This is a genomic window from Streptomyces sp. NPDC027672 (assembly GCF_055566335.1).
Window position 1 is genome coordinate 22,422 of the sequence record NZ_JBVHSO010000011.1, and the last position, 20,420, is coordinate 42,841.

Consider the following 20,420-nt stretch of genomic DNA (forward strand, 5'->3'; position numbering starts at 1 on the left):
CGGCCGTCCGGGCCGGGGCTCAGGCGGCCCGGCGTGTCCGGCCGCGGTGGACGCGGACGATGTCCGCGTACCGGTGGCCGGAGCCCTTGATGGTGCGGACCTGGGTCGCGTAGTCGACGTGGACCAGTCCGAACCGCTTGTCGTAGCCGTAGGCCCACTCGAAGTTGTCCAGCAGGGACCAGGCGAAGTAGCCGGCCAGCGGGGCGCCCTTGCGGGCGGCCGAGGCGCAGGCCGCGAGGTGGCGCTCCAGGTAGTCCTGGCGCTCGGGGTCGTCCACGCTGCCGTCGGGGCGCACCACGTCCGGGAAGGCGGAGCCGTTCTCGGTGACGTACAGCCTGCGGGCGCCGTACTCCTCGGTGAGCCTCAGCAGCAGCGTCTCGATGCCGGACGCGTCGATCTCCCAGTCCATGCCGGTGCGCGCGACGCCCTCGCGCCGGACGGAACGGGCGTACGGCGCGGGCCCGTCGGGGTCGTGGGCGACGTACGCCGGGAAGTAGTAGTTCAGGCCCAGCCAGTCGAGCGGGGTGGCGATGGTCGCCAGGTCGGCGTCGTCCAGGGGCAGTTCGACGCCGTAGACCTCGCGCATGTCGGCGGGGAAGCCCCGGCCGTGCACCGGGTCCAGCCACCAGCGGTTGACGTGGCCGTCGTGCCGGCGGGCCGCCGCCACGTCCTCGGGGCGGTCGGTGGCCGGGTGCACGGTGGAGAGGTTGTTGACGATGCCGACCTCGGCGCCCGGGGCGGCGGCGCGGATCGCCTGGGTGGCCAGACCGTGGCCGAGGAGCAGATGGCAGGAGGCGCGCACGGCGGCGGTGAGGTCGGTCCAGCCGGGCGCCATCTTGCCTTCCAGATGGCCGATCCAGGCCGAGCAGGACGGCTCGTTGAGGGTGCTCCACAGCCGCACCCGGTCGCCGAGGCGGCCGGCCACGACGGAGGCGTACTCGGCGAACGCCTGCGCGGTGTCCCGCTCGGGCCAGCCGCCGCGGTCCTGGAGCACCTGGGGCAGGTCCCAGTGGTAGAGGGTGACGGACGGGGTGATGCCCGCCTCCAGCAGGGCGTCCACCAACTCGTCGTAGAACGCGAGGCCCTTGGGGTTCACCTCACCGGTCCCGCCGGGGATCACGCGCGGCCAGGCCACGGACAGCCGGTAGGCGTTGACGCCGAGCTGCCGCATCAGGCCGAGGTCCTCGCGCCAGCGGTGGTAGTGGTCGCACGCGGTGTCGCCGTGGTCGCCGTTCGCGGTCTTCCCGGGGGTGTGCGAGAAGGTGTCCCAGATGGACGGCGAGCGGCCGTCCTCGGCCACGGCTCCCTCGATCTGGTACGACGCTGTCGCCGTGCCCCACAGGAAGTCGGGCGGGAAGGCGGCGAGGTCGATGGGTTCGGACACGGAAGTCCCTTCGGGATCAGGGGTGGGGGTCACTTGACGGCACCCGCCGTCAGACCCGCGACGAGATAGCGCTGGAGCAGCAGGAAGCCGGCCACCACGGGCACGCTGACGACCAGCGAGGCGGCCATGATCTGGTTCCAGTAGACGTCGTTGAGGGTGGAGTAGCCCTGGAGGCCGACGGCGAGGGTGCGGGTGGTGTCGTTGGTCATGACGGAGGCGAAGAGCACTTCGCCCCAGGCGGTCATGAAGGCGTAGACGGCGACCGCGACGATGCCCGGGGTCGCGGCCGGCACCACGATCCGCAGCAGCGCCTTCAGCGGGCCGCAGCCGTCCACCAGCGCCGCTTCGTCCAGGTCGCGCGGCACCGAGTCGAAGTAGCCGATCAGCATCCAGATGGAGAACGGCAGGGAGAAGGTGAGGTAGGTGAGGATGAGGCCGCCGCGGGAGCCGAACAGGGCGATGCCGGTGGTGTTGCCGATGTTGACGTAGATCAGGAACAGCGGCAGCAGGAAGAGGATGCCGGGCAGCATCTGCGTGGACAGCACGGTCACCGTGAAGACGCGCTTGCCGGGGAAGTCGTACCGGCTGACGGCGTAGGCCGCGAACACGGCGATGACGACCGAGCAGACCGTCGCCGTGCCCGCCACGATCAGCGAGTTGGCGAAGTACCGGGCGAGCGGGACCGTCGACCAGATGTCGACGTACGGCCGGAAGGTCAGCCCGCTCGGCACCCAGCGGAACTTCCCGGACACGTCCTGCAAGGGCTTCAGCGAGCTGGAGACCATCACGTACACCGGGACCAGCACGAACCCGGCGAGCAGGGTGAGGAAGACGCGCCGGGACCACAGGAAGGTGCGCGGCGGCGCCATCGGGGAGCGGGTGCTAGACATCGGAGGCCCTCCGTCCGCGCGAGGTGAACAGCAGGTACCCGCCCGTGACGACGAGCAGGAACAGCAGCAGCAGGACGGACATGGCGGAGCCGGTGCCGAAGTTCCAGGTGACGAAGGACGCCTGGTAGATGTGGACGGAGATGAGGTCGGCGGCCTCGGGGGCGGACTTGCCGAACAGCACGTACGGGGTGTTGAAGTCGTTGAACGTCCACAGGAACAGCACCAGGACCAGGACCTGGTTGACCGGGCGCAGCGAGGGCAGGGTGATGCGGCGGATCTGCTGCCACATCCCGGCGCCGTCCAGCGCAGCGGCCTCGTACAGCTCGCGCGGGATGTTCTGCAGTCCGGCCATGACGATGAGGAAGGCGAAGGGCCAGCCCTTCCACACCGAGACGGTCAGCAGGGCGTAGAAGCTGTTGTCGCCGATCAGCCAGAACGACGGCTGGTCGGTCAGGTGCAGTTGGTCGTGCAGGACGTGGTTCACCAGGCCGTTGTCGTGCTGGAACATGAACGCCCAGGTGATGACGGCCGCGTAGACCGGCAGCGCGTACGGCACCAGGAACAGGGTCCTGAGCAGTCCGCGGCCCCGGAAGGTGTCCTGCATGAAGACGGCGGCGGCGGTGCCGATCAGCCAGCACAGGCCGACCGACAGCAGGGTGAAGGCGATGGTGACGAGGAAGGAGTGCAGCAGGGCCTCGCCCACCGGCGCGTCGAAGTCCACCGACACGTGGTAGTTGCCGAAGCCGGACCAGGGAGCGGTCCCCCAGTCGCGGATGTAGAACTGGGTCAGCTCCTTGAAGCTCATCGTGATGCCGATGACCATCGGGACCAGATGGACCAGGAGTTCGAGGACCAGGGCGGGCAGCAGAAGCAGGTACGGCAGGGAGATGCGGCGCAGCCGTCCGCCGCGGCGGCGGGGCGCGGGTGCCGCCGGGTCCGACGGGGTCTGCCGCACGGGTTCTTTGAAGGCGGTGGTCGTCATCGTCGGGCTCACGCCGCCGGCATCTGCTGCTGGGCCTTCTGCAGCTTGGCCTCGACCGAGTCGGTGGTCACCGAGCGCCCGGCGGCGACGTCGGCGAACAGCTCCTTGACGGCCGTGCCGACCGCCGTCTCGAACTGCGACTCGGAAGGCACCTGCGGCAGGGCGGCGGCGCTGGTGGCGAGGGTGTTCTTCAGCACCGCGGTGGCCGGGGCGCCGAACGCGGGGTCCGCCTGCGCGGAGGTGACCGGCGGGACGGTGCTGTAGGCCTGGTTCAGGATCTTCTGCTCCTCGTCGGAGGTCATGAACTTCACGAAGCCGGTCGCGCCGTCGAGGTTGTGGGTGTTCTTGAAGACGGCCATGTTGATGCCCATGACCGCCGAGTTGACCTGGGTGCCGCTGCCGGGCCTGCCGGAGCCGACCGGCACCGGGGCGACGCCGTAGTCGTCCTCGCTCATCCCCTGGGACTTGAGGTTGGCGGCGGCCGTCTGCCACAGCAGCATGGCCTGCCGGCCCTTGGCGAAGTCGCTGACGGACTGGTTCTGCGCGTACTCGGCGTCGGTGGTGGGGATGACCTTGTCCTTGGCCATCAGGTCGACGTAGCTCTTGACGGCCTCGACCACCTTGGGGCTGGTGAAGTCGGGCTTGCCGTCGGCGGTGAAGAAGTCGGCGCCGTGCTGCTTGGCGAAGACGAAGACGTGGTGGATGTTCTCCGACAGGTTCGACCCCTCGGCGCCGAGCACGGTCTTGCCCCGGGCCTTGATCTTCTTGCCGTCGGCGACCAGTTCGTCCCAGGTGGCCGGCGGCTTGGTGATGCCGGCGTCGGCGAAAATCTTCTTGTTGTAGTAGAGGGCGTACGCCATGGAGTACAGCGGGACCGCGGCCGGGTCCTTGCCCTGGACGCCGGTGGAGCCGAGCGCGGTGGCGGCGAACCGGTCCTTGCCGCCGATCTTGGCGAAGTTCTTCTCGTCCCACGGCAGCAGCGCGCCGGTCGCCTGGAGGGAGGCGCTCCAGGTGTTGCCGATGTTCAGCACGTCCGGGCCCTGGCCGGAGGTGGTCGCGGTCAGGATGCGGTTGAGCAGATCCGACCAGGGCACCACCTCCAGCTTCACCTTGATGCCGGTCCGCTTCTCGAACTTGTCCAGCTCCGGCTGGAGAACCTTCTTGTCGTCGGCGATGCTGGCACCCTGGTTGGTCGCCCAGTACGTCAGTGTCTTCGGCGAGTCGTTGGACCCGCCGCCGGTGGACGTACCGCCGCCGCAGGCCGTGGCCGCGAGGGCGAGTGACAGGGTGACGGCGCCTACGGCCGCGGCTCGGATGCTGCGCATGGCTCCCGGTGTCCCTTCGGGGATTGCACTCATGACTTAATTTAGGACGTGAGTTAATCCGCAGTCAGGGCGATCGTCAAGGGATTCGACAGCGCGATCCGACTCCCGGTCCGGCCGTGGGCGCCCGGTCGGCGGCGGTCAGGGCCTGCGGACCGCCTCCCTCGCCGCGGCCGGCACCGCACCGCGCTCCGCCGTGGTCCCGGCCGGCCGGGCCGCCCTCCGGGCATGGCGCAGTTCGGGCAGGACGGTCGGCAGGCCCGCGACGGCCAGGGCGGCGCCGAGCCAGAGCGGGGCGCGCAGGCCCCACAGGTCGATGGCGACGGCGCCGAGGGAGGAGCCGATGATGACGCCGAGCGTGATGAAGGAGGAGTGGACGGTGTTGACCAGCGGTCCGGCGTTGCCCGCCCGCTGCACCCGGGTCACCATCGCCGGGTTCATGGTGACGCCCACCAGACCGACGCCCAGCATGCAGGCCACCGCCGGGACGGGCAGGGCGGCGAAGACCGCGAAGCCGGTCAGGAACAGCGCGTTGAGCAGCAGGCCGAGCGCCAGGACCGGCGCGGTGTACCGGTCGGCGAGGCGGCCGACGACCGTGTTGCCGACGACGGTGGCGGCGCCGTAGGCGATCAGCAGCAGCGGGACGGTGCCGGCGTCGAAGCCGGTGAGGCCGGTGAGGAGGGGGCTGAAGTAGCTGAAGGCGGAGAAGGTGGCGCCGATGATCAGCGTGCTGCCGGCCAGCGCCAGCCACAGGCGGGGCCGGGCGAGGACACCCGCCTCGGCGCGCAGGCCCTCGCTCGGCGCGGCGTCGAGCCGCGGCACGCCGGCGGCGGTGGCCGCCGCGGCGACGAGGGCGAGCGCGCAGACGGCCCAGAACGCGGCGCGCCAGCCGAGCCGTTCCCCGACGAGGGTGGACAGCGGCAGTCCGAGCAGGGTGCCGAGCATCAGGCCGTTCATGGCCACGGCGACGGCCCGGCCGCGGGCCTGGGGCGGGGCGAGGCGGACGCACAGCGAGACGGCGACGCCGAAGAACGCCTGGGAGGCGACGCCGGTGACGACCCGGGCGGCCAGCATGGTGCCGTAGCCGGTCGCGGTGGCGGCGAGCACGTTACCGGTGAGGAACACGGCGAAGAGCACCAGCAGGGCGGTGCGGGGCGGCAGCCGGAGCACCGCCATGGTGAGCAGCGGGCCGCCGACGGCCATGGCGACGGCGAACGCGGTGATGAGGTAGCCGATCTGCGGGACGGTGGCGTGCAGGCCGGCGGCCATCTGCGGCATCAGGCCGGCGACCGCGAACTCGCTGGTCACCATGGCGAAGATGCCGAGCGCCAGGACGTGGACGGCACGGGGCACGGTGGGCACTCCCTTGAGGGCGGGCCCGCGCGGAGGACCGGGGAATTCTGGATCGCACGGTTCATTACGCGGGCGCGGTGGGTTGGTTTTGGATCGGACAGTACAAAAAACGGGCAGCCGTGAACCGCCGGGAGGCGGGGCCCGGCAGAAGGTCAGGAGGTCAGGGCGTCCAGGGCGATCGCCGCGATGGCGTCCAGGGTGGCGCGGTCGGCGCCGCCCTGCGCGGAGACGCGCAGCCCCGCGACGGCCGCGTTGAGGAACCGGGCCAGGTCGCCCGGGTCCCGGGAGGAGGTGATGCTGCCGTCGCGCCGGCCGGCCTCGACGGCGGCGCGCAGGGCGGCCAGCCGGCGGGCCGTGTCGCGCTCCAGCATCCCGGCCGCGGCGGCGTCGCGGCCGGCCAGTTCCACCGTCGTGTTCACGGTGAGACAGCCCAGGCTGCGGCCCGCCGGCCGGTTCCGCGCGTCACCGTCGAGCACCGCCGCGAACAGGGCGCGGATCCGGTCGGCGCCCCCGCGCGCGGGGTCCTCCAGGAGGTGCAGCTGTTCCGCGTTCATGGTGGTCATATAGCGGTGCAGGGCGCGCTGGAACAGGTCGTGCTTGCTCTTGAAGGTGTTGTAGATGCTGCTGCGCCCCAGTCCGGTGGCGGTGCACAGATCCTGGGTGGTGGTGGCCTCGTAGCCCTTCTCCCAGAAGGTGCGCATCGCCGCGTCCAGGGCCCGCTCCTCGTCGAACGTCCTCGGTCGGGCCATGACCGGACCCTAAGGGTTATGGACCGGTCATTGCAATACGGTGCGGTCGCCAGCCGCGCCGCTCAGGCGCGGTCGGGCACCCGGCCCAGAGTGCGGATCGGGCGGGCCAGCAGCAGCGCGGCGGCGGTGAGCAGGGCGAACACGATGCCCACCTCCAGCACCCGGTCGGTGCCGAACGCCCCGGCGGCCGGACCGGCCAGCGCGCTGCCCACCGGGAACATGCCGACCGAACCCGCGACCTCGTAGGCGTGGACGCGGTTGAGCACCTCGCCGGGCACCTGGGTCTGCACGCTGGTGGCCCACATGACGCCCCAGAAGGTGATGCCGATCCCGACCACGACCTGGGCGACGGCGAGCAGCCACACCGGCCAGTCGAGCACGATGCCGAGCGGGTAGAGCGGGTACGCCAGCATCGCCACCGCCCCGGCGGCGAGCGGCCGCACCGGCTTGTAGCGCAGCGCCAGCACCCCGCCCGCCACGGTGCCCGCGCCGAACGCGCAGTTGAGCAGGCCGAAGGCGGTGGCTCCGTGCGCGGGCACGATCACCCCGGCGGCGACCGAGAGCTGCGGCCCCCAGGAGAGCACGGCGAAGAACATCCAGATCACGATGACGCCCCACAGCCAGCTCCGGGAGCGGAACTCGTACCAGCCGGCCACCAGATTGCGCCACAGGCTCTCGCCGGCCGGCGGCGCGGGCACCACGCCGAGCCGCAGCGCGAACAGGCAGCCGGCGCTGGTGCCGTAGGCGACGGCGGAGATCACCATGACCCAGCCGGTGGCGGCGGTGCCGACCAGCACACCGGCCAGCGCGGGACCCCCGAGCGCGGTGAGCGCCTCGGAGATGCGCAGCACACCGTTGGCGCCCTGCACGTCCCGGGCCACCAGCGGGACGGTCGAGGAGGCGCCCGGCTGGAACATCGCGTTGGCGGTGCCGGCCACCATCAGCAGCCCGTACAGGTGCCAGAGGTGGTCGATGCCGTGCAGGAACAGGAAGGCGAGCAGCACATGGGTGGTGAGGTTGGCCAGGTCGGAGGCGATCATCATCCGGCGGGCGGTGAACCGGTCGGCGAGCACCCCGCCGAACAGCACCAGACCGGCGAACGGGCCGACCAGGAAGGCCATCGAGTAGCCCGCGGTGCTCAGGTCGTACCCGGCGCTGAGCAGGCCGGCCGAGACCGCGACCGGCAGCATGGCCCAGCCGAGCAGGCCGGCGCTGCGGGCGGTGAAGTAGTACTGGAAGTTACGGGACCAGATCGCCGGTTCCCCGGCCGGCGGCGGTCCGGCGGGCCGGTCCTGGTCGTGCGGGACCGTCACCGCCGGGGTGTGGTCTGCCGAGCGATCCTTCATGAGTCTTCAGTGCTCCAGCCGTAGGTCGTGCTCTTCTTGGTCGAGCGGCCGCCCGCCGCCGGTGCCGGGCGGCGCGGGCAGTTCCGCCACGGGGACCGGTTCCAGACCGCGTTCCAGCAGGCCCTCGATGATCGACGGCAGGGCCTGCACGGTCTGGCGCCGGTCGCCGCCGCCCTCGTGCATCAGCACCACCGAGCCCGGCCCGGCGGCCTCCAGGACGGTCGCGGCGATCCGCTCCGGCCCCGGTCTCGACCAGTCGCGGGAGTCCACGTCCCACAGCGTCAGGGTGGTGGGATGCCCGTCGAGCGCGGCCAGCACCTCCGGGCTCAGCGCGCCGTACGGCGGCCGGAACCGGGTCGGCGCCTCGCCGGTCACCCGGGCCACCGCCTCCGCCGTCCGGTCGAGCTGCTCGCGCAGTTGCTCCGCGGTCAGGTCGGGCAGGAAGGGGTGCGACCAGGAGTGGTTGCCGAGTTCGTGGCCGGCCTCGGCGATCCGGCGCACCTCGTCGGGCAGCGCCGCGACGTGGTGGCCGACGCAGAAGAAGGTGGCCCGGACGCCGTAGCGGTCCAGGATCTCCAGGATGCGGCGGGTCTGCACCGGATCGGGGCCGTCGTCGAAGGTGAGCGCGATCCGGGGCGTGTCGCGGCTGCCGTGCTCCAGGCAGCGCCCGGCCGCCGTCAGCGCCGCCTGGAGGGGTTCGCTGCGCCGTACGCCCTCGAAGTACTCGTCGGCGCGGCCGGACAGGGTGCCGCTCTCGGCGGTCACCCGGGCCAGCTCGCCGGGCGTGCTGCGGGCCTGCTCGGCCAGCCGGCGGGCCGGGACGGAGCCGAACCGGGGCCGGGGCGGCAGCAGCCAGGGGTCGGCGCGGTAGACCTCCAGGCCGGCCGCCGTCATCGGTCCGTCCAGCAGGCCGTTGGTGCTGTCGATCACCGCGGCCAGCGGATGTTCCCGGCCCAGCTCCTGGAGCCAGGCGATGAGTCCGGCGACCTGGGCGGCGCCCCAGTCGCTCGGCTCGGTCACCCGGCGGCCCGCGCCGTCGATGACCTCGACCCGGTAGCCCGCGCCCGTCCAGGCGATGCCCGCGTACCGCGTGCTCATGCCGCCTCCAGCGCGATCGCCTCGGTGACGACCAGCCGCTCGACCCCGCGCAGGAAGGTCTCCATGCCCTCGCGGGTGAGGACGGCCGGGTCGGCGGTCATGCACAGCTCCAGGGCGCCGGGGGCGGTCAGCACGTCCACCGCCACGGAGACGTTCGCCCGGGGCAGGAACTCCGTCGGCCAGCTCAGTTCGGTCCGGCCGGCCAGTTCGGTCAGCGCGGCCCGCGGCCGCTCCTCGGTGTCGAAGGGGCCGGCGCCCGGGTCCCGGGTGTCGTTCCACCAGCACGAGTGGTCGGCGGCCTCACCCCGCTCCACCAGTCGCGCCACCTCGCGGTCCAGCGCCCACTTGTCGTACCCGGCGTGCCGGAACGCGCTGAACGAGACGGACCGTGTCCGGTGTACCGCGTCTTGGAAGTCCCGGCGCGCGTCCGGCAGGAGGAACACGGCCTCCTGCGCCATCGTGCTGACCGACTCGGCGGCGGCCGGCTGGAAGCGGTTGCTCACCACCACCTGGAACAGGATGTCGTCGCTCCCGGACATCCTGGCCAACTGGTGGGAGGCCGCGCCCAGCAGCACCGCCGCGTCGCTCGCGCCCCAGCCGGCCGCGACCCGCTCGACGGCGACCGCGAGCGCGGGCGAGCGCAGCAGCGCGTTCGGGAACAGCCGGCCCGGGTCGGTGGCCGCGAGGTCCGGTGCCGCGGGAGCGGTGAAGATCCGCCGCGGTCCGGCGGCCAGCCGGTCGCACCAGTAGCGCCGGGCCGCCTCGTCCCGGCGGCGGCCGAGCGGGGACGCCTGGAACTCGGCGGCCTGGAGCGGCTGGAGGGCGGGCCGGGCCGCGAGCAGCGAGGCGGCGGTCTCCCCCGCCTCGATCAGCCGCAGGTCGCGCAGCATCCGGCCCTCGCCCCACAGGTCCATCGCGGTGTGCGAGGCCGCCAGCACCAGCCGGTGCACCAGCCCTTCGCACTCCACGAGGCCGACTCGGAACGGCCACTGGCGCGCGTGGTCGAAGGCGCGGCCCGCCAGCTCCTCCAGCAGGGCCTCGCCGACCGCCGGGGCCTTCGCGGCGGCGCAGACGCGGACCGCGACGGGCAGTTCACCGGAGCCGTCCACGACCTGGCGCAGACCGTCCTCGCCGTCCGGCAGCAGACGGGTGTGCAGGCTGTCGTGCATCCGCAGCAGCTCCGCCAGGTCCGCGAGGACGCGGGCGGCGGGGCGGGGCGGGACCAGCGGCAGGTCGAGCCGCAGGTTGTAGCGGGGGGCGTCGTCACCGAGCCGGGTGACGACACCCCAGATCGCCCGCTGGCCCCAGGTGGCGGGGCCGGTGCCGGATCCGGCGGAGTCCAGTGTGAGGGTCCGCTCCTCGACCGTGGTCATCGTGTTCCAAACCGTCCTTTCGGGTTGCCTGTGCGGCACCTGCTGACAGGGGGTGGGCGTGCCGGGACGGCTACAGGCCCTGCGAGATGACCATGCGCTGGATCTGGTTGGTGCCTTCGACGATCTGCAGCAGCTTGGCCTCGCGCATCCAGCGCTCCACCGGGTGGTCGCGGACGTAGCCGGCGCCGCCGAGGACCTGCACCGCGTCGGTGGTCACCTTCATCGCCACGTCGGTGGCGAACAGCTTGGCCTTCGCCGCCTCCAGTGAGTAGGGCCGGCCGGCGTCCTTCAGCCGGGCCGCCGCCAGGGTGAGCGCCCTCGCCGCGGCGATCTGCGTGGCCATGTCGGCGAGCAGGAAGCCGATGCCCTGGAAGGAGAGGATGCGCTGCCCGAACTGGCGGCGCTCCTTGGCGTACCGCACGGCGTAGTCGGCGGCGGCCTGGGCGATGCCGACCGCGCAGGCGGCGATGCCGAGCCGGCCGCAGTCCAGCGCGCCCATCGCGATCAGGAAGCCCTTGCCCTCCCGGCCGATCAGCCGCCCGGCCGGCACCCGGACGCCGTCGAAGCCGACCTGGGCGGTCGGGTTGGACCACACGCCCAGCTTCCGTTCCGGCTCGTGCACCACCATGCCGGGTGTGCCAGCGGGGACGACCAGGCAGGACAGTCCCCGGGCGCCCGGTCCGCCGGTGCGGGTGAACACGTTGTAGAAGTCCGCGTGTCCGGCGTGGGTGACCCACGCCTTGGTCCCGTTGATCCGGTAGCCGTCGTCCTCCCGGACCGCACGGGTGGTGAGCGCGGCGGCGTCCGACCCGGCTTCCGGCTCGGACAGGCAGTAGGCGCCCAGGAGTTCACCGCCGAGCATGCCGGGCAGCAGTTCCTCGCGCTGGGCCGGGGTGCCGTAGGCGGCGGTGCCGAAGCAGGCGAGGTTGTGCACGTTGACCGCCTCGGCGACCCCGAACCAGTGGTAGGCGATCTCCTCCAGCGCCTGGAGGTAGACCTCGTACGGCTGTCCGCCGCCGCCGTACTCCTCGGGGTACGGCAAGCTCAGCAGCCCGGCCTTGCCCAGGGTGCGCACGATCTCCCGGGGGAACGTGTGGGACTCCTCGAACTCGGCCACGCGGGGCGCGAGTTCACCGGCCGCGATGTCCCGGACCAGGCCGAGCAGATCGGCCGCCTCCTCGGTGGGCAGGATGCGCTGGACCTTCATGGGACGACCTCCGTGCGTGTCGGGTGTGGTGGGCGGGAGCGGGGGGCCGGGTCCCGCGGCGGGCGGCGCACCGCGCGGTCCGGGCAGGACCGGGCGCCGCGCGGGCGCATCGGAGCCTGGTGACGGCAGGGCGCACCGGAGCCTGGTGACGGCCGGGCGCACCGGGCCGCCCGCCTGGTGCGGCCGGGGTGCGCCGGTCCGCCCGTCTGGTGGCGGCCGGCCGTCGCCCGGGCGGACCGTTCGGGCGGTGCGGTCAGCCGCGGCCCCAGCCGGCGGTCTCCGGCCAGTGCCGGCCGACCCGGCGGACGGCGTAGTCCCAGTACGAGCGGACGGAGAGGTCGGCGTAGATGAAGTCCTGTTTGGCGGCCACGTCCCGGTCGGTGGACCAGACGTACGGCACGCCGGTGCTCTCGGCGGTCAGCTGGAGGCGGCAGGCCCGCTCCAGCACCTGGGCGAAGACGGCGGCGTGCCGCACGCTCTTGCCGACGATCACCCCGCCGTGGTTGCGCAGCAGCACGGCCGGGTGCTCGCCGAGGTCCTTGGCGATGTGCTCGCCGGTCTCGATGTCCAGGACGGTGTTGCTGGTCTCGGTGAACAGGCCGAGCCGGTCGCGGAAGTAGGCGCCGTCGTGTGAGACCGGGCGCATCGGCAGGTCGGTGGCGCCGAACAGCAGGGTGTACGGCGCGTGGCTGTGGACGATGCCGTTGACGTCCGGCCGGGCCCGGTAGATGGCCTGGTGGAGCGGGAGTTCCGGGGGCGCCAGCGGGGGCGCGGGCAGGGTGTGGTCCACGGCGCAGCGGACCACGTCCGCCGGCGCGGCCTCGTCGAAGCCGACCAGGGCGCCCTTGATGAAGAACTCGTCCCGGCCGGGTATCCGGGCGGAGATCTGGCCCTGGTTGAAGTCGTCGTGCCCGTCGAGGGAGAGCATCCGGGCGCCGAGCGCCACCTGGAGAACGAGCCGGCGCTCGGCCGGGTTCAGCGGCTGCGGTTCCTCGGTGGTCATGTCCTGCTCCTAGCTGTCAGGTCGTCGTAGACGGTCCGCATGGTGACCAGGCCGGGAGCGGCGGCGCGGGCCCAGTCGGCGGCGGCCAGCGCGCCCCGGGCCGGCACCGTCCAGCTGCCGACGTGGTGCCGCACGTGCAGCGTCTCGCCGTCCCAGGTGTGGGTCAGCTCGTGTTCGCTGACGGGCAGCCCGGACCGCTCGTCGGCGATGTCGGCCACCTCCCGGCCGCTCGCCCCGGCCCAGATGCCGGCCAGCGCCAGGGCGGTGGCGCTCGGCCGGTGGGCCTTGCCGAGCGGGTGCCGTTCGCGGACGGTGGTCACCGCGTCGAACCGGCCCGTGGCGTAGGCGGCGGTGAACTCGGCGATGCGCCCCTGGAGGTAGTGGCCGAAGGAGAGGTTGGTCGCCCGGACCACCGGCACCGTGCCGGCCAGCTCCTCCAGCGCCTTCCACTGGGTGTCCGACAGGTTGGAGACGCAGGCGACCAGCGGCACCCGGTGCCGGGCGCAGTAGTCGAGGACGTCCGGGTGCGCTTCGGGGGCGCTCGCGTCGACCAGCACGTCGGGGACCACCTCGGCGGACCAGCCGGTACGGCGGGAGGCGGTGAGGCCGACCCGGGTGCCGTCCGCCCGGCAGAGCGCGCGCACGGCCGAGCCGAGCCGCCCGAGACCGACGATCCCGATCGTGCGGCCGCCCGCCGCGGGTGTCTCAGGCATCGGCGCCCGCGCCGCCGGCGAGCACCAGGGCCGTGACGGAGTCGATGGTCTCGTAGTGCTCGATGGCGGCCTCCGGGTCCAGGTAGACGCCGACCTCGTTCTCGATGCTGTCGATCAGGCGCATGTAGGAGAGCGAGGTGTACCCGACGTCGCGCAGCGAGTAGCCGGCCGCGGCGAGGTCGGCGGCGGTGACGCTGCCGTCGCCGGCCGCGATGACAAGGTCGATGATCTTGGTGCGGAGCGCGCTGCTGTCCATGGGTGATTCCTGTGGGTCGAAGGGGGGGTTCAGTTGCTCTCGGGGGTGGCGAGCAGACGGCGCAGGCGCTCGACGGACGGCTTGCCGATCGAGTTCGCCGGTATCCGGTCCACCAGGCGGAGGATGCCGGGCACCTTGAACGACGGCAGGGTCGCCGCGCAGTGCGCGCGCACGGACCGCGCGGTCACGCCCGGTTCCACGGCGACGACGGCGGCCAGCGCCGGTTCGCCGTGCTGGTTCTCGGCCTCGAAGGCGACCGCGTCCAGCACCCCGGGGGCCGCGCGCAGCACCTCGGCGATCTCGATCGGGTCGATCTTGCGCCCGCCCACGTTGACCATCCGGCTGGTGCGCCCGGTCAGGTGCAGCGCGCCGTCGAGCAGCCGGCCCTGGTCGCCGGTGTGGTAGTAGCCCTCGTCGTCGAGGCGCTGCTCGAACACGCCGGGGGCGTTGAGGTAGCGCGAGCCCATCGACTCGCTCCTGACCCGGATGCCGTGCTCCCCGGCGAGCAGGTGCACACCGGGCAGGGGCGTGCCGAGCCCGCCGCCGGTCGCGTCGGCGGCGTAGGTCAGCGGCCCGGTCTCGGCGACGCCGTAGTAGTTGTGGATCGGTACGCCGGTGAGCCGGGTGAACTCCTCGCGCACGGTGTCGCGCAGCGGGGCACCGGAGGAGATCGCGGTCCGTACGGTGCCGAAGCCCTCCTCGGGGGCCCGCCGCACGATCGAGTCGTACAGCGCCGGGAACGCCACCAGCCGGGTGGCGGCCGTGCTCTGCAGGAGCCGTACGACGCGGGAGGCGGTGGGCAGACCGTGGGACAGGTGCAGTGAGGCACCTTGCAGGAAGGCCGCCAGCAGGGAGGTGTTGAACGCCAGGCCGTTGGAGAGCGCCGCGAAGCAGGCGATCCGGTCCTCGGGCGTGAGACCGGTGCCCTTCACCCAGTTGGCGGCCGCCGCGGACACGGCCGTGCCGGAGAACTCGATGCAGTTGGGCCGGCCGGTGGAGCCGGACGTGAAGCGGCACACCTCGGTGTCGTCCAGCAGTTCCGGACGCGGGGCGTCGTAACGGCGGACTCGGCTGACCGTGAGGTAGCCGAACTCGCCGTCGTCGGTGAGGCTTTCGCTCACGATGTCCCGGACGTCGGCGCTCGGAGCGTGGATCAGCAGGTCCAGTCCGCAGTCCTCGGCGATCCGGGAGAGTTCGAACGAGCCGAACGCCGAGTCGGCCAGGAAGGGCACCCCGCCGGCGAACAGCGTGGCCAGGTAGGCGACCACGTACTCGACGGAGTTGGTGGCGTACAGGCCCACCCGGGGCGGCTCGCCGCGCACGTCGTACCGGGCGAGCCGGTCCGCGGCGGCACGGGCCCGGACGGCCAGGTCGGCGTAGCCGAGGAAACCGTCGGCGTCGGTGACCGCGACACGGTCACCGTGGCGGGCGAGGACGTCGGTGAGGACGTCGGGAAGGACGGCGCGCATCGGGGTCACCGCTCGTTCTGGGCGTGCGCCATGGCAAGCCGGTCGAACTTGATGCCCGAGTCGTCCGGGCGGCCGAGCAGCAGGGCGTAGAGGATCTCGTCGTCCTCCGGCAGCCCGGCCAGCGTGCGCCACAGCGGTGTGTCGAACCCGCCGATGGCGGTCACGCCGACCTGCGCGCGGTGTGCGCCCAGGTAGAGCAGTTGCCCCAGGGCGCCGCAGCGGAAGGCGAGTTCGCGCAGGTTCTCGGCGCCGGCGGCGGAGCCGGACCCGGCGAGCGAGGTGCGCGGCACGTGCAGCAGCAGGACGGCGGCGGCCCCGGCGAGGGCGCGCTGCTGCATGCAGGCCCGGGCCACCTCGTCGGTGGACGGCAGCCGTCCCGGCCGCCGCTCGCCGGTGTCCAGCCGGTACACCGCGTCGTGTCCGGGTTCCGCGGCCGACCGCAGGACGAGGGTCGCGGACAGCGGTGAGGTGTCGGGCAGGTCGGTCTCCAGCGGGGTCGACAGGGCCGAGACCGCCTGCCAAACGGCGGCGGCGGGCAGGGGGGCGCCGGTGAACGCCTTGCTGGAGGCGCGCGTTCCGATCAGCCGGGACCACCCGGAGGCGTCGCCCAGGCCGCTGTCTGCTGCGGGCAGCCGTCCGTCGGTGCGGACGCGCCCGAGGGGTGCGGCACCGGTGCGCAGGGCCGGGGCCCCGGAGTGCTCGGTCCACCCGGCGAGGGAGTCCCAGCAGGTGCTCTCCAGCCATGACCGCCAGGCGGGCCCGCGCCGTTCCCGGTCGGTGTCGTCGTGCACACTCCAGCGGGCCCAGGAGTCGTCGGCCGGGCCGGCCGGCAGCAGGGTCACCGAGTGAATCTCCCGGCAGTTTTCGTTTGCCTCCAGCAATTCCGAGAGGGATTCCCTCGGGAAACGCAGCCGTAGCGCCCCCGCCGCGCCACGGCCGGCCGCGGCCAGTACGAGGTTCCCGGCCGCGTGTCCCGCGTCGAGCTGGGTGTACAGATATCCCCGGTCACCATATTTGCGCATGGAAAGCCACGGCCGGGTCAGTGTGACGACCAGCGCGCCGCCGTCTTCCGGGAGCGCCAGTTCGGACGCGTCGAGTGCGGCGGTGACGCGGGCACCGGCGGCCACCCGGGCGCAGGTGCGCCGGTCGGCGTCGACCCGGAACGCCGTCGGCACGCCGTCCTCCTCGGCGAGGACGGCGAACTCATAGGGGTACAGGGCCCCGGCCGAGGGCACCGCCCGTGCCGCGTAGGAACCGCAGGAGCGGTTCGCCCTGCTGGTCAGCACGCCTTCTTCGAGCAGGGACAGGGCGCGGCGCAGACCGGGCGCGGCGACGGGCCCGGCGGGTGGTTCGGGGGGCGCGGCCGGCAGGGCCACCCGGGCCCAGACGTCGGCTTTCTGCATGGTCAGGTTTCCTTGCACGTCGGCACCAGCCTCCTGTTGTCTGACAGCCCACGGAATGCGCCTGAGACAGGCGGTGACCTCCGCGCGAACGGCGCGGAGGAAATACACCAATGCGAGGGTGCGACATTTGCCGACGCAATGGTGCCTTGCAGGACTTGCAGCTGTTCTTCGATCAGGACTGACGCGTTCTCGGATCGCGAGACGGGCGATGTGACCTTCTGAAACCGGAATGTGGCACGTATCCGGGAGTGCGTCGTGCGGGGAAGGGAACACATGATCGGTTACGGCCATCGCCAGCATGCCAAGCGGCCTCGTATTGGTCAAGACCAATGCAACAAGGCTGCTTAATAAATCTGAGTGAACGGAACGAATACGGCGAACCGGGACACGGATCCCGGCGAACACCGCGAACCGCCTGCCGGAGCCTGGGACACCTCGGGCACCACTCCGTCAGGGCATGCGTTGGTCACGTGCCCCAACCCGTTCGAGGGCGATGCCTGCTCAGTCCAGGGATGCCAACGCACCGGCTATCAGGGACCGCGCCACGGCTCCCCGAGCGGCCTGTCCGTCCGGGACACCGGCACCGGCATCGCCGCGATCAGCGTCGACGGCGGCCCCGAGCAGCGCGTCGACTTCTACGGTGCCATCCGCACCGGCGAGACGCTCCAGTACCTCAGCCCCCGGCTCTCCGCATTCGCATAGCTGCAGATCAAGGTTGGTCGTTGTCGTGACGGGAGGGGGTCGGGGTCGAATCCGGGTCGATTCGCCTTCCCTTCGCCCTGTTCGGTGGGTTGTTGCAGGTCAACAGCTTGATCAGACGGCATGACGCCGGGTCGCGTGAGGAGCTGCCGAACCCGGGGCCGAGGGGCGGTCACCGGATGCGGGCGTTGGAACTGAGGCGCGACGCTGCGCAGGGCGACAATCCGCGGGCCGTAGCCGCAGGGCGGTCGGCAACGCTGAGCCATGACGGTCCCACCTGGCACAGGTCGTAAGGACCGTCCAGAGGCGTCCAGTTGATCCAGGGCTGTGGCGTAGGGCCAGGCGGGGCACGGCTGCTGGCGGATCTCGCCGATGCTGCCGGTCTGAGCGCGGCGTACCCCGCCGTGCTCAGACCGCTTCGGACGCGCGGGACCGGACATGTCCGGGGCCGGCACGCTGGGAATTGAGGGGCAGGGCCGCAGCTCGAATCAGCTTGCGGAATCCTCCTCGGGCCGCAGCATCGCCGAGATCGCCGCGGCCACTTCCTCGGGATGTGACAGTGGCGAGAGATGACTGCTGGGGAGCTCGGTGACGACGGCCGCGGCGCGTGTGGCGAACCATCGCTGCAGTTGGGGATCGAGGATCCGGTCATGGGCGGAGAGGACGTAGCCGCAGGGGAGGTCGTGCCAGGCGCCCGTAGAGGCCGGGGCCGCCAGGCAGGCTCCATGGGTCGGCTTCTGCACGGCGGCGAGGCTCCGGGCAAGGCGGGGCGGCAGGTCGTGGGCGAGTGCGTCACCGAACAGTTCCGGGTCCACGTCCGACCAGCCGTCCGCAGCGAACCGCAAGGCCGCGCGGCCTGGCATCTCGGCACCCTTGTCGCTCAGCATGCCGATGGTCTCCCCCTCGCCAGGCACGTAGGCGGCCACGAAGACCAAGGAGTTGACCTTGGGATACTCAAGTGCCGCGCCGGAAATGACGGTGCCGCCGTAGGAGTGTCCCACGAGGGTGACCGGTCCTTCCAGCGCGTCGATGTGCCGACGGGTCCAGGCGATGTCGTCCGCGAGTGAGGTCATCGGCAACTGGACGGCCAGTGCTTGATGGCCCTGTTCGTGCAGGTGGCCTATGACCTCCTGCCAGATCGAGCCGTCACTCCAAGCACCGTGGACCAGCACTACATTTCCCATTTCGCACTTCCTTTTGTCATGACTGTCTTGACTGATTCCTGCCGGCCCGGCGGAGGTTTGAGTTCCTCACGTACGAGACGGTGATGTTCTTTCAATTTCTCGACGTCGAACTGGTGAGGTGACGAAGATCGGCTCACGGCGCAACTTGTGAGTGCGCCAGACGACTTCGCGCAGCGCATCCATGGCCCTCGCCGTGGCCGTCAACCGCTCGGTGCGTCCGCCTGCGGGCCGATCTCAGGGCATGGGGTCAGCGCGTCGCCGGAGCCCGGCAGCTCGCGGGCGGCGACCGCGCCTTGTTCGCCATCCTGTCTCCCACCGGTTCCGGAGCCGTGGGCCGCGCCTTCGTTCCCGCCGGCCCCGGCGTTTGCGTCACGTCCGCGCAGGGGTGGATCCCTTGCCTGCGGCCTGGGAGGTACGGCCGGGGTCGGACGCAGGTGTCAGACGGACCAGGAGCAGTACGGCCACGGCGCCGACGGCCGCGGCCAGGGCCGAGAGGAGGAAGACGCGGTCCAGGCCAGCGGCGAAAGCCTGGTGGGCGAGGTCGGCCGCCGCCTTGCGGTGCCCGGCCGGTGCGGAGGCGATCACCTCGTTCGCCTGGCCCGAGGCCAGGGCGTCGGCGGCGTCGGCGGCGTACGGCAGCTCGCCGTCTGTCAGTGTGGTGGCGGCATTGCTCGCGAAGACGGCGCCGAGGACCGCGATGGCCAGGGTCATGCCCAGTTGGCGCGCCGTGTTGATGGCTCCGCCCGCCATGCCGGCGCGCTGTCGCGGCACGGCGGAGGTGGCGGCGGAGACAAGGACGGGCGTGGCCAGGCCCACCCCGAGACCGGTGACGACCATCCCCCAGGTGAGCGACGTCGCGCTCGCGCCCTCCGTCATACCGGCGCGCAGCAGGAGCATGCCCGCCGCCACCAGCAGCAGACCCAGCCCGATGGGCAGGCGCGGGGAGAGCCGCTGGATGTGCCGGCCGGTCACAGCCGAGACGAGGAACGACGCGGCCGCGAGCGGGGTCAGAGCGAGTCCCGCCCCGATGGGAGCGAGTCCGGCCAGGGACTGCAGCCACAGCGACACGAGCGCGAGGCAGCCGAAGGCACTGGCCTGCAGGAGAAGCGCGCCGGTCAACAGCCCGGTGAAGGAGGCGTTGCGCAGCAGCGCCAGGTCCAGCACCGGGGTTTCGCCCCGGTGGGCGGTGCGGTGTTCCACCACCACGAAGGCCACGAGGGCGAGCGCGGCGACAGCGTAGGAGACAAGGGTGCCGGGCGAGCAGCCGTCGTCGGACCCGCCGATGAGTCCGTAAACGAGGGCGCCGGCGGCCACGCTGAAGGTCGCGGCCCCGGGGAGGTCGATGCGGTTGTTCCGGCCGGCCGCGACCGGCCGGTCGGCAGCCATGAAACGCCGGGTCAAACCGATGGCTACGACCGCGACGGGCAGGTTGATCCAGAAGATTACGGGCCAGCTGATGTGCTGCGTCAGCACGCCGCCCAGCAGCGGACCCGCCGCCGCTGCGGCCCCGTTGGTCGCACCCCACAGCCCGAAGGCCGTACCGCGGTCCCGCCCCTGGTAGGAGGCGAGCAGCAGAGCGGGAGCGGTGGCGAACATGGCGGCTCCGCCGATGCCCTGCACAGCCCGGGCTGCGATGAGCACCCCGGCATCGGGAGCGAAGCCGCACACGAGCGAGGCCACGGCGAACAGTGCGAGCCCGCCCACATAGGCTCGCCGGCGCCCATAGCGGTCGGCGAAAGCGCCGGCGGCGAGCAGCAGCGCCGCCAGAGCCAGCGCGTAGGCGTCGATGACCCACTGCAGCGACGCGAAGGACGCGCCGAGGTCACGGGCCATGCTGGGCAGCGCCACATTCACGATGGTGACGTCCACCAGCAGGATGCACGCGCCGAGACAGACCGCTATGAGCGGTCCCCACTTACGCATGTCGTCATCTCCATTCAGGGATCGGGGAACGGACCGGAACCCGGTCCTCGACAACTGTTGACGGCA

Annotated in this window: 18 protein-coding genes; 1 reads left to right on the top strand and 17 read right to left on the bottom strand. The window is 72.2% G+C overall.

The features are described 5' to 3' along the window. Positions 1–19: 19 nt before the first annotated feature. The 15 genes from ACZ4SV_RS25440 to ACZ4SV_RS25510 all read right to left on the bottom strand — a co-directional run bounded on the left by ACZ4SV_RS25440 (position 20) and on the right by ACZ4SV_RS25510 (position 16,548). Positions 20–1,384, bottom strand: coding sequence for a GH1 family beta-glucosidase (locus tag ACZ4SV_RS25440; protein ID WP_365883964.1), 1,365 nt, complete (start codon positions 1,382–1,384; stop codon positions 20–22). Between the two features lie 29 nt (positions 1,385–1,413). Next, complete coding sequence (locus tag ACZ4SV_RS25445) at positions 1,414–2,274, bottom strand: carbohydrate ABC transporter permease (protein WP_468006668.1); 861 nt, start codon at positions 2,272–2,274, stop codon at positions 1,414–1,416. Then, a complete protein-coding gene (locus tag ACZ4SV_RS25450; RefSeq protein ID WP_468006670.1) occupies positions 2,267–3,256 on the bottom strand; it encodes a carbohydrate ABC transporter permease in 990 nt (329 codons plus the stop codon). The genes ACZ4SV_RS25445 and ACZ4SV_RS25450 overlap by 8 nt, the downstream gene beginning before the upstream one ends. 8 nt (positions 3,257–3,264) lie before the next feature. After that, entirely contained in the window at positions 3,265–4,581 is a 1,317-nt protein-coding gene (locus ACZ4SV_RS25455; protein ID WP_468006672.1) for an ABC transporter substrate-binding protein, read from the bottom strand. 138 nt (positions 4,582–4,719) lie between these two features. After that, positions 4,720–5,931, bottom strand: coding sequence for an MFS transporter (locus ACZ4SV_RS25460; protein ID WP_468006674.1), 1,212 nt, complete (start codon positions 5,929–5,931; stop codon positions 4,720–4,722). Between the two features lie 152 nt (positions 5,932–6,083). Then, positions 6,084–6,680 carry a TetR/AcrR family transcriptional regulator gene (locus tag ACZ4SV_RS25465; RefSeq protein ID WP_468006676.1) on the bottom strand — a complete coding sequence of 199 codons (597 nt, stop codon included), beginning with the start codon at positions 6,678–6,680 and terminating at the stop codon, positions 6,084–6,086. Between the two features lie 62 nt (positions 6,681–6,742). After that, positions 6,743–8,026, bottom strand: coding sequence for an MFS transporter (locus ACZ4SV_RS25470; RefSeq protein ID WP_397938596.1), 1,284 nt, complete (start codon positions 8,024–8,026; stop codon positions 6,743–6,745). 6 nt (positions 8,027–8,032) lie between these two features. After that, positions 8,033–9,124: a polysaccharide deacetylase family protein gene (locus tag ACZ4SV_RS25475; RefSeq protein ID WP_468006679.1), complete on the bottom strand. Its 1,092-nt coding sequence runs from the start codon at positions 9,122–9,124 to the stop codon at positions 8,033–8,035. After that, entirely contained in the window at positions 9,121–10,497 is a 1,377-nt protein-coding gene (locus ACZ4SV_RS25480) for a condensation domain-containing protein (protein WP_468006681.1), read from the bottom strand. Before ACZ4SV_RS25480 ends, ACZ4SV_RS25475 begins: the two co-directional genes overlap by 4 nt. Positions 10,498–10,567: 70 nt before the next feature. Beyond that, positions 10,568–11,704, bottom strand: coding sequence for an acyl-CoA dehydrogenase family protein (locus tag ACZ4SV_RS25485; RefSeq protein ID WP_365883159.1), 1,137 nt, complete (start codon positions 11,702–11,704; stop codon positions 10,568–10,570). 253 nt (positions 11,705–11,957) lie between these two features. Continuing rightward, positions 11,958–12,707, bottom strand: coding sequence for a class II aldolase/adducin family protein (locus ACZ4SV_RS25490; protein ID WP_468006683.1), 750 nt, complete (start codon positions 12,705–12,707; stop codon positions 11,958–11,960). Further along, positions 12,704–13,420, bottom strand: a complete 717-nt coding sequence (locus tag ACZ4SV_RS25495; RefSeq protein WP_468006685.1) for a dihydrodipicolinate reductase C-terminal domain-containing protein — start codon at positions 13,418–13,420, stop codon at positions 12,704–12,706. The genes ACZ4SV_RS25490 and ACZ4SV_RS25495 overlap by 4 nt, the downstream gene beginning before the upstream one ends. Next, positions 13,413–13,676: a phosphopantetheine-binding protein gene (locus ACZ4SV_RS25500; RefSeq protein ID WP_030617584.1), complete on the bottom strand. Its 264-nt coding sequence runs from the start codon at positions 13,674–13,676 to the stop codon at positions 13,413–13,415. Before ACZ4SV_RS25500 ends, ACZ4SV_RS25495 begins: the two co-directional genes overlap by 8 nt. A gap of 29 nt (positions 13,677–13,705) precedes the next feature. Beyond that, positions 13,706–15,145: a class I adenylate-forming enzyme family protein gene (locus tag ACZ4SV_RS25505; RefSeq protein WP_365883162.1), complete on the bottom strand. Its 1,440-nt coding sequence runs from the start codon at positions 15,143–15,145 to the stop codon at positions 13,706–13,708. Positions 15,146–15,150: 5 nt separating this feature from the next. Next, positions 15,151–16,548 (bottom strand): nitroreductase family protein, encoded by a 1,398-nt coding sequence (locus tag ACZ4SV_RS25510; RefSeq protein WP_468006688.1) that lies wholly within the window; start codon positions 16,546–16,548, stop codon positions 15,151–15,153. 462 nt (positions 16,549–17,010) lie between these two features. Between ACZ4SV_RS25510 and ACZ4SV_RS25515 the strand changes: the two genes are divergently transcribed. After that, positions 17,011–17,250 (top strand): hypothetical protein, encoded by a 240-nt coding sequence (locus tag ACZ4SV_RS25515; protein ID WP_468007039.1) that lies wholly within the window; start codon positions 17,011–17,013, stop codon positions 17,248–17,250. A gap of 485 nt (positions 17,251–17,735) precedes the next feature. Here the strand turns inward: ACZ4SV_RS25515 and ACZ4SV_RS25520 are convergent, their stop codons facing one another. After that, a complete protein-coding gene (locus ACZ4SV_RS25520; protein WP_468006690.1) occupies positions 17,736–18,431 on the bottom strand; it encodes an alpha/beta fold hydrolase in 696 nt (231 codons plus the stop codon). Positions 18,432–18,800: 369 nt separating this feature from the next. Continuing rightward, positions 18,801–20,354: an MFS transporter gene (locus tag ACZ4SV_RS25525; RefSeq protein WP_468006692.1), complete on the bottom strand. Its 1,554-nt coding sequence runs from the start codon at positions 20,352–20,354 to the stop codon at positions 18,801–18,803. Between the last annotated feature and the right edge of the window lie 66 nt (positions 20,355–20,420).

Bases quoted from the DNA above. Each gene is read 5' to 3' on its own strand.
- ACZ4SV_RS25470 (WP_397938596.1), bottom strand. From the start codon at position 8,026: ATGAAGGATCGCTCGGCAGACCACACCCCGGCGGTGACGGTCCCGCAC.
- ACZ4SV_RS25480 (WP_468006681.1), bottom strand. From the start codon at position 10,497: ATGACCACGGTCGAGGAGCGGACCCTCACACTGGACTCCGCCGGATCC.
- ACZ4SV_RS25475 (WP_468006679.1), bottom strand. From the start codon at position 9,124: ATGAGCACGCGGTACGCGGGCATCGCCTGGACGGGCGCGGGCTACCGG.
- ACZ4SV_RS25455 (WP_468006672.1), bottom strand. From the start codon at position 4,581: ATGCGCAGCATCCGAGCCGCGGCCGTAGGCGCCGTCACCCTGTCACTC.
- ACZ4SV_RS25450 (WP_468006670.1), bottom strand. From the start codon at position 3,256: ATGACGACCACCGCCTTCAAAGAACCCGTGCGGCAGACCCCGTCGGAC.
- ACZ4SV_RS25520 (WP_468006690.1), bottom strand. From the start codon at position 18,431: ATGGGAAATGTAGTGCTGGTCCACGGTGCTTGGAGTGACGGCTCGATC.
- ACZ4SV_RS25510 (WP_468006688.1), bottom strand. From the start codon at position 16,548: ATGCAGAAAGCCGACGTCTGGGCCCGGGTGGCCCTGCCGGCCGCGCCC.
- ACZ4SV_RS25445 (WP_468006668.1), bottom strand. From the start codon at position 2,274: ATGTCTAGCACCCGCTCCCCGATGGCGCCGCCGCGCACCTTCCTGTGG.
- ACZ4SV_RS25500 (WP_030617584.1), bottom strand. From the start codon at position 13,676: ATGGACAGCAGCGCGCTCCGCACCAAGATCATCGACCTTGTCATCGCG.
- ACZ4SV_RS25505 (WP_365883162.1), bottom strand. From the start codon at position 15,145: ATGCGCGCCGTCCTTCCCGACGTCCTCACCGACGTCCTCGCCCGCCAC.
- ACZ4SV_RS25495 (WP_468006685.1), bottom strand. From the start codon at position 13,420: ATGCCTGAGACACCCGCGGCGGGCGGCCGCACGATCGGGATCGTCGGT.
- ACZ4SV_RS25525 (WP_468006692.1), bottom strand. From the start codon at position 20,354: ATGCGTAAGTGGGGACCGCTCATAGCGGTCTGTCTCGGCGCGTGCATC.
- ACZ4SV_RS25465 (WP_468006676.1), bottom strand. From the start codon at position 6,680: ATGGCCCGACCGAGGACGTTCGACGAGGAGCGGGCCCTGGACGCGGCG.
- ACZ4SV_RS25490 (WP_468006683.1), bottom strand. From the start codon at position 12,707: ATGACCACCGAGGAACCGCAGCCGCTGAACCCGGCCGAGCGCCGGCTC.
- ACZ4SV_RS25485 (WP_365883159.1), bottom strand. From the start codon at position 11,704: ATGAAGGTCCAGCGCATCCTGCCCACCGAGGAGGCGGCCGATCTGCTC.